The 9067-nt window shown below is 75.0% G+C and carries 1 protein-coding gene (running past one end of the window); it reads right to left on the bottom strand.

What is annotated here, in order from left to right:
• Positions 1 to 6: 6 nt before the first annotated feature.
• Positions 7 to 9067 carry the final stretch of a type I polyketide synthase gene (locus tag HCC61_RS28770; RefSeq protein ID WP_169140556.1) on the bottom strand. 19727 nt of this gene lie beyond the right edge of the window, so 9061 of the gene's 28788 nt are visible here — the last part of the coding sequence; its start codon lies beyond the right edge, outside the window; the stop codon is at positions 7 to 9.

Genomic DNA, 9067 nt, shown 5'->3' with positions numbered 1-9067 from the left:
GCTCCGTCAGTCCTGCGACGTGTGGGGACCTTCGAGTGCGGCCTGCACCAGGTCGTCCACGGCCATCGAATCGATCGAGCTGCTGCCGTCCTCCTGTGCGGCGGTGCCGGATGCGCCGTTGCCGCCGGCGAGTTGGAGCAGGGGCTCCAGTACGCCGATCTCCCGCAGCCGCGCGAGCGGCACCGCGGCCAGCAGTTCACGGACGCGTGTCTCCTCCTCGTCGGTGCCGCCGTCCTGGCCGCCCCCGTCGTCCCCGGGGGCGAGCTGAGCGAGGACATGGGCGGCCAGGTCGGCGGGTGTGGGGTGGTCGTAGACGAGCGTCGAGGCCAGGCTCAGGCCGGTGGCGGCACCCAGCCGGTTGCGCAGCTCGACGACGGCGAGGGAGTCGAACCCGAGGTCGCGGAAGGGACGTTCGCCGCGCACCGCTTCGAGGTCCTGCTGCCCGAGGACCTCCGCGGCCAGTGAGCGGACCACGTCGAGCACGGCGTCCTGGCGGCGCTCGGGCGGCAGCTTCAGCACCCGCTCGCGCAGGGCGCCTTCGGCGGGCGCCCCGCCGGGCCCTGCCTGCGCCGGACCGGGCAGTCCGGGCAGGTCCCGCAGCAGGGAGCCGGGCCCGGAGCCGTTGGCCATGCGGGCGGTGTCGACGGCGGCGACCATCGCGGTCGGCGCGCTCTCGGCGGCGAGCTGGCGCAGAGCGGTGCACGCCAACTCGGGGTCCATGGTGACGACTCCGGCGTGCCGGGCCTGGCGGGCGGCGTCGGCGCCGTCCGCCATGCCGCCTCCGCCCCAGGCGCCCCACGCGATGGACGTCGCGGGCAGGCCCCTGGCCCTGCGGTCCTCGGCCAGGGCGTCGAGGACGGCGTTCGCCGCCGCGTAGTTGCCCTGTCCGGGGTTGCCCACGGCGGACGACGCGGAGGAGAAGAGCACGAACGCCGACAGGTCCTCCTCGCGGGTCAACTCGTCCAGCAGCAGGGCGGATCGGACCTTGCTGCGGAAGACCTCCTGGAAGCGCTCGGGGGTGAGCCGGTCCAGCACGCCGTCGTCGAGGACGCCCGCGGTGTGCACGACGCCGGTGAGCGGATGCTCCGCGGGCACGGACGCCAGGGCTTCCCGCAGCGCCTCGCGGTCGGCGACGTCGCAGGCGACGATGCTCACCCCGGCGCCGGCGCGCAAGAGTTCGTCGCGCAGCTCCTCCGCGCCGGGCGCGGCCGTGCCGCGCCTGCTGGCGAGGACCAGGTGCGCGGCTCCCTCGCGGGCGAGGGTGCGGGCCACGTGGCCGCCGAGTGCGCCGGTGCCGCCGGTGATGAGCACGGTGCCGTGCGGCTGCCACATGCGTTCCGGGTCGGGTGCGGGTTCGGGGGTCAGGCGCCTTCCGTAGACGGCACCGGCGCGGACGGCGACCTGGTTCTCGCCGTCGGCTCCGCGCAGCACGGGAGCCAGCCGGGCGGCGCTCCTCTCGTCGAGAGTCGCGGGCAGGTCGACCAGGCCGCCCCAGCGGTCCGGGTACTCCAGCGCGGCGACGCGTCCCAGGCCCCATACGGCGGCCTGTTGGGGAGCGGCGACGGTCTCGGACCGCGCCACGGACACCGCGCCGCGGGTCACGCACCACAGGGGCGCGGTGATGCCGGCGTCGCCGAGCGCCTGGAGGAGCACGGTGGTGCGCACGGTGCCCTCGGGCGCCGCGTCGTCAGCGTCGTCAGCGTCGTCCGCGTCTCCGGGGGCCAGGGCCAGCAGGGAGAGCACGCCGTCGTACGCGACGGTGCCGCGGTGCCCCGCGCCGCCGTGGCCGTTGGCGCCGTTCCCGTTGGCGCCGTTGCCGGTCTCGGCGCCCGGGAGGCGGGCGGCGGCGCGCAGCGTTCCGGCCAGCTCCTCCCGTCCGGCGGCCGGGACTTCGACGGTCTGGACGCTGGTGCCGCCGGCGCCGGCCGCGGCGAGCGCGGCGGAGATCCACTCCTGGTCGCCGCTTCGCCCGTCGCCTGTGCCGTGCGGTACGACGGCGAGCCAGCGGCCGCCGGGTGTGCCGGTCGGCTGCTGTAGCGGCTTCCAGTGGATGCGGTGGCGCCAGCTGTCGACGACGGCCTGGTCGTGCTGGTGGCGGCGCCATTCCAGCAGTGCGGGCAGGACCTGCGCGAGCGAGTCGCCGTCGACTTGGAGCGTGGACTCCAGGGAGCCGAAGTCCTCGCTGCCGACGGCCTCCCAGAAGGCGTCGTCGGTGGATTCGAGGTGGCTGCCGCCTGCGCCCGGCCGTGGCGCGGACGTGGCGGCGCCGGGATGCGGCATGTGCTCGGGCCAGAACCGCTGGTGCTGGAAGGGATAGGTGGGCAGGTCCACGGCGCGGGCGCCGGTCCCTTCGAAGAAGGCCTCCCAGCCGACGCTCACGCCGCGGGTGTGCAGCCGCGCCAGGGCCGTGACGAGCGTCGTCTCCTCGCCCCGCTCCTTGCGCAGCACGGGTACGGTCAGCGCCCCGTCCGGAGCGGACTCCGCGGCCGGCGCGCACAGGGAGCCGTCCGGGCCGACCTCGACGAAGGCGGTGGCTCCGCGCTCCGCGAGGGTGCGGACGGCGTCCGCGAAGCGGACCGTCTCCCGCACGTGCCGCACCCAGTACCCGGGCGAGGTGATCTCCTTCTCGCCGGTGCCGTGCGCTCCGGCGGCGACGAGCGGGACGCGCGGCTCGTGGAACGTCAGACCGCGCACGACGGCCGCGAAGTCCTCCAGCATCGGGTCCATGTGCGCGGAGTGGAACGCGTGCGAGACGGGCAGGCGCGTGGCCTCCCAGTGCCCTGCGACCTCCTCGACGGCCTTCTCGTCCCCGGCGATCACCACCGAGCGCGGTCCGTTGACGGCGGCGAGGGACACCCCGTCGACGAGCCGGGCGCGCACGTCCTCCTCGCAGGCGCGGACGGCCGTCATCACGCCCCGGGCCGGAAGCGCCTCCATCAGCCGGGCGCGTGCCGAGACCAGGGTGCAGGCGTCCGCCAGGGAGAGGACGCCCGCCACGTGGGCGGCTGCGATCTCGCCGATGGAGTGCCCAGCGACGAAGTCGGGGCGGACCTCCCAGGACTCCAGGAGGCGGTAGAGCGCCACCTCCAGGGCAAACAGGGCGAGTTGGGCCCAGCCGGTGCGGTTGAGCTGCTCCTGCTCGGCGCCCCACATCACCTCCCGCACGCCCGGGTCGAGGTGCTCCAGCACGGCGTCCAGGGCGTCCGCGAAGACGGGGAAGCGCCCGTACAACTCCTGCCCCATGCCGAGGCGCTGGCTGCCCTGCCCGGAGAACACGAAGGCGGTGCGGCCGGTGCGCAGGGCCTCGCCGTGCAGCACGTGCGGCGCGCTGCCGCCGGCGGCGACGGCGGCGAGCCCCTCGGCGAGGCTCTCGTGGCCTCCCGCGACGACGGCCGCCCGGTATTCGAAGGCGCCACGGGTCGTGGCGGCGGAGAACGCCAGGTCCGTGAGGACGGGCCGGACCCCGGTGCCCGCCACGTCGCCGCCGGACGCCGTCGAGCCGTCCGTCTCCAGCCGGGAGAGCAACGCGGCCGCCTGGTCCCGCAGTGCGGCGGGTGTGCGGGCGGAGACCAGCAGCGGCAGCACCTCGGGGACGCGGTCGACCGCGGGCGCCGGCTCTTCGGCGTGCGGCGCCTCCTCCAGGACGAGGTGGGCGTTGGTGCCGCTGGCGCCGAAGGAGGAGATGCCGCTGCGCCGCGGTACGTCGAGTTCGGGCCGCTCGGGCCACGGGGTGCGGCCGGTGAGCACCTCGACGGCTCCGCCGCTCCAGTCCACGTGCGTGGTGGGCGTCTCCACGTGCAGGGTGCGGGGCAGTTCGCCGTGGCGCATCGCCATGACCATCTTGATGACGCCCGCGACACCCGAAGCGGCCTGGGTGTGGCCGATGTTGGACTTCACGGTGCCCAGCAGCAGCGGCCGTCGGGTCTCCCGGCCGGTGCCGTAGGTGGCCATGAGCGCCTGCGCCTCGATGGGGTCGCCGAGCGTGGTGCCCGTGCCGTGCGCCTCGACGGCGTCCACCTGCGACGGTGCGAGGCCCGCGTTGGCCAGCGCCTGGCGTATGACCTTCTGCTGCGCCGAACCGCTGGGCGCCGTCAGGCCGTTGGAGCCGCCGTCGGAGTTGATGGCGCTGCCCCGTACGACGGCGAGCACCCGGTGCCCGTTGCGCTGCGCGTCGGAGAGGCGTTCGACGACGAGCATGCCGACGCCCTCGGACCAGCCGGTGCCGTCGGCGTCGTCGGAGAAGGCCTTGCACCGGCCGTCGGGCGAGAGGGCGCCCTGGGCGCTGAACTCGATGAAGCCGACCGGTGTGGACATGACCGTCACGCCGCCGGCGAGCGCCATGGAGCACTCGCCGGAGCGCAGCGCCTGGGCGGCCAGGTGGAGCGCGACCAGCGACGAGGAGCAGGCCGTGTCGACGGACACGGTGGGCCCGTTGAGGCCGAAGGTGTAGGCGAGGCGTCCGGAGAGCAGGCTCGCCGACTGGGCGGTCTGCCACTCCTGGCCGACGAGTTCGGCGGGCGCCCGGTACTCGCCGGTGCCGCCGCCGACGAACACGCCGGTCTGGCTGCCGCGCAGCGCGGACGGCGGTATCCCGGCCCGCTCCAGCGCCTCCCACGCGGACTCCAGCACCAGCCGCTGCTGCGGGTCCATCACCAGGGCCTCGCGCGGCGAGACGGAGAACAGGCCGGGGTCGAACTCGGCGGCGTCGTCCAGGAATCCGCCGTGGCGGGTGACGCTCTGCCCGCCGTCGAAGAGCGCGTCGAGGTCCCAGCCGCGGTCGGCGGGCATCTCGCCGACGGCGTCGGTCTCCTCGGCCAGCAGTCGCCACAGGTCCTCCGGGGAGCGGACGCCTCCGGGGTAGCGGCAGGCCATGCCGACGATCGCGATCGGGTCGTCGGCCGCGCCCTGGGCCGCGGGCACGAGGGCGGCCTGCGGTGCGGCCGCGCTCTCGCCGAGCAGCTGCGCCACCAGATGCCCGGCCAGTTCCCGTGCGGTCGGCTGGTCGAAGACGAGGGTCGCGGGAAGCGGCAGGCCGGTGCCCGCGGCGAGCCGGTCGCGCAGGTCCACTCCGGCCAGGGAGTCGAAGCCCAGGTCACGGAAGGGCACGTCGGGTTCGATGGCCTCCGGTCCACTGTGCCCCAGCACCTGGGCGGCCTTCTCCCGTACGAGAGCGAGGAGTTCGCCGCTGCGTTCGCCCTCCGGCAGCGCCGACAGCCGCGTGCGCAGCGAGGCGGCGGCCCCGGCGGCCTCCCGGCGGGCGCCACGCGCCTCCTCCAGGGCACGGCGCGCCTCGGGGACGCCGGTGAACAGGGCGTGGCCGCGGTCCCCGGCGAAGGCGGGCGCGAAGGTCTCCCAGCGCACGTCGGCGACGGCGACGGCGGGACCGTCGCAGGCCACGGCGCGGCCGAGGGCCGCCATGGCGGGCTCGGCGTCCATCACGGGAAGTCCGCTCAGCCGCAGATGGTTCGCGGTGGACGCGTCGGTGGTCTGCGCCCACGGGCCCCAGGCGACGGACAGCGCGGCCCGGCCGCGGGCACGCCGCGTACGGGCCAGCGCCTCCAGGGACGCCGCGTGGGCGGCCTGCGCGTACTGGCCCCGCAGGCCCCACACTCCGGCTACGGAGCCGAGCAGGACGAACGCCTCCAGCTCTCGGCCGGCCAGCAGGGCGTCCAGGGTGGCGGCGCCCGCCGGCCAGGAGGTCTCCGCGGAGTCACCGGTGTCGGGGGCGGCCTCCTCGCCGGCGTATACGACCGCGGTCAGCGGCGTCTCGTCACCGATGCCCTCCAGCACGGCGGTCGTCGCTTCGCTGTCGCGCAGGTCGCAGGGCGCGAGCGTGACGGCTGCGCCGAGGGACTCCAACTCCCCTGCGAGCGCCTCGTTTTCGGGGCCGGTGACGGCGTCCGGGCCGGTGAGCACGAGATGTCCGGCGCCTTCGCGGGCGAGCCAGCGCGCGACGTGTCCGCCGAGCGGTCCGGTGCCGCCGGCGACGAGCACCGTGCCGGACGGGGTCCAGGCGGCCGCGTCGGCAGCTGTGGTGGCGCGGGTGAGCCGCCTGCCGTATGTGGCGTTGTCGCGGACGGCGAGCTGGTCCTCGCCGTCGGGACGCGACAGCGCGGCGGCGACGGCGGTGCCCGCGGCGGGGCTTGTGGCGGTGCCGGGTCCGGCGGGCAGGTCGATCAACCCGCCCCAGCGGTCGGGGTGTTCGAGCGCGGCGACGAGCCCTTCGCCCCAGACGGCGGCCTGGGCGGGGTCGGCGGCCTCCTCGGCGCCGACGGCGGCGGCGCCGCGGGTGACGCACCACAGGGGTGCGGTGATGCCGGAGTCCGCCAGGGTCTCCAGGAGCACCGACGGACGGGCCGTGACGGGAAGAGGCGCGCCGTGCTCCGAGGGCGTCAGGGCGACGACCGCGCCGAACTCCTCGCCCGCGGCGGCGGTTTCGCTCAGCTCCCGCACGAACGAGCCGTCGGACGTGGGGTGTTCGGGGACGAGCACGATCTCCGCGCCGAGCGCGGACGCCGTATCGCGGGCCCACTCGTCGCCGTCGGCGGCGGACGGCACGAGCATCAACGTCCTTGTGCCCGGAGCCGGTTCGGCTGCCTGCGGCTGCGCGAGCCGCTCCCATGTCACCTCGTACCGCCAGCTTCCGGCCGCGGAGCGGGCTCGGCTGCGGCGCCGCCAGGAGGAGAGGGCGGGGGCGAGGGTACCGGCGGTCGTCTCGTCCACGTCGAGTACGGAGGCCAGTGCGCCGGGGTCGCCGCGTTCGACGGCGGCCCACAGTTCCGCGTCGGCGGTGTCGGGGGCGGGTACGGCGCCGTCGGACGTGGTGGGCCAGTACCGCTCGCGCTGGAAGGCGTAGGTGGGCAGGTCGACGCGGCGGGCGCCGGTCCCGGCGAAGTAGGCCTGCCAGTCGACGGTGCTTCCGGTGCGGCCGGGCGCGTGCACGAGCCCGAGCGCGGTGGCGAGGGCGGCCTCCTCACCGCGGTCCTTGCGCAGCAGGGGCGTGGTGAGGCTGTCCTCGGGCAGCAGGGCGGCGGCGAGCGCCGACAGGGTGCCGTCGGGGCCGAGTTCGAGGACGGTCGTCACGCCGTCCTCGTGGAGGGTGCGGACGGCGTCGGCGAAGCGGACGGTGTCGCGGACGTGCCGCACCCAGTGCTCCGGATCACACACATCGCCCGAGACCGCCACCGGAATCCGCGGCCGCTCGAACGACAACCCCGACACCACGGCACGGAAATCCCCCAACACCGGCTCCATCAACGGCGAATGGAACGCATGCGAGACCCGCAACCGCCGCGTACGCACACCCTGCGCCTCAAACCGCTCGGCAATCTGAAGCACAGCCGCCTCATCACCGGCCACGACCACCGAGGACGGCCCGTTCACCGCCGCCAGCGACACACCCTCCGACAGAAGCGGCACCACATCCGCCTCCGCCGCCTCCACCGCGACCATCGCACCACCCTCGGGCAGCGCCTCCATCAACCGCGCACGCGCACACACCAACGCACACGCATCCTCCAACGACAGAACACCCGCCACATGCGCCGCCGCGATCTCACCGATCGAATGACCCGCAAGGTGGTCGGGTTCGATGCCCCACGATTCGATCAGGCGGAAGAGGGCGACCTCCAGCGCGAACAGAGCAGGCTGCGCCCACCCCGTACGGTTCAGCGCCTCCTCTTCATCACCCCACACCACCTCACGCAGCGGACGCTCCAACTCCACATCCACAAACGCCGCCACCGCATCGAACGCCTCCGCGAACACCGGAAAACGCCCGTACAACTCCCGCCCCATACCAAGACGCTGACTCCCCTGACCCGAGAAGACCACCGCGGTCTTGCCGCGTGCGCCCTTGCGCACGGTGCGGGCGGCTTCGGTGACGGCGCGCGTGCCGCCGTCGCCTTCGGCGAGCAGCACGGCCCGGTGCGGGAACGGCGTGCGGCCGGTGGCCAGGGAGTAGCCGACGTCCAGGGCCGTCAGCTGCGGGTTGCGCGCCATGTGGCCCTCGAGAGCGGCCAGTTGCTCCTCGAGTGCTTCCGCGGTGCGCCCGTAGACGATCCAGGGCACGGCGGCCGGCGTGGCGACGGGTTCCACGGGGGTGTCCGTGGCGGGCGCCGCGTCGGGGGCCTGCTCGACGACGACGTGCGCGTTGGTGCCGCTGAGCCCGAAGGCGGAGACGCCGGCGCGGCGCGGGTGTCCGGTCTGCGGCCACTCCGCGGTCTCGTGCAGCAGGGACAGGGCGCCGGAGGACCAGTCGACGTGCGAGGTGGGTGCGTCCACGTGGAGGGTCTTGGGCAGCTGCCCGTGGCGCATCGCCAGCAGCATCTTGATGACGCCGGCCGCGCCCGCGGCGGCCTGGGCGTGCCCGATGTTGGACTTCACCGAGCCCAGCAGCAGGGGCCGTTCGGCGTCGCGGTCCTGCCCGTAGGTCGCCAGCAGCGCCTGCGCCTCGATGGGGTCGCCGAGTTCGGTGCCGGTGCCGTGGGCCTCCAGTGCGTCGATGTCGCCGGGTGTGAGGGCGGCGTCGGCGAGTGCGTTGCCGATGACGCGCTGCTGCGAGGGCCCGTTGGGCGCGGTCAGCCCGTTGGAGGCGCCGTCGGAGTTGACGGCGGAGCCGCGTACGACGCCCCACACGTCGTGCCCGTTGCGCAGCGCTGCCGACAGCGGCTCCAGTACGAGGACGCCGACGCCCTCGGACCAGGCGGTGCCGTCGGCGCCGTCGGCGAACGCCTTGCAGCGGCCGTCGGGGGCGAGGCCGCCCTGGCTGGTGAACTCGATGAACGAGTCGGGTCCGGACATCACCGACACGCCGCCGGCGAGGGCGAGTTCGCATTCGCCGGTGCGCAGGGCGCGCAGCGCCCAGTGGAGCGCCACCAGCGACGAGGAGCAGGCGGTGTCGACGGTGACGGCCGGGCCCTCCAGGCCCAGTACGTAGGCGAGCCGCCCGGACATGATGCTGGCGGTGGTGCCGGTGGCGAGGTAGCCGCGCATGTCCTCGTCGACGCTGCGGCGCAGCACGGACTCGTAGTCCTGGCCGTTGGTGCCGACGAAGACGCCGGTGCGG

The organism is Streptomyces sp. HNM0575 (assembly GCF_012726265.1).
In the GTDB taxonomy this organism is placed as follows: Bacteria; Actinomycetota; Actinomycetes; order Streptomycetales; family Streptomycetaceae; genus Streptomyces.
The sequence above is the reverse complement of the archived record's forward strand: the minus strand, read 5'-3'. Positions and strand labels throughout refer to the sequence as shown.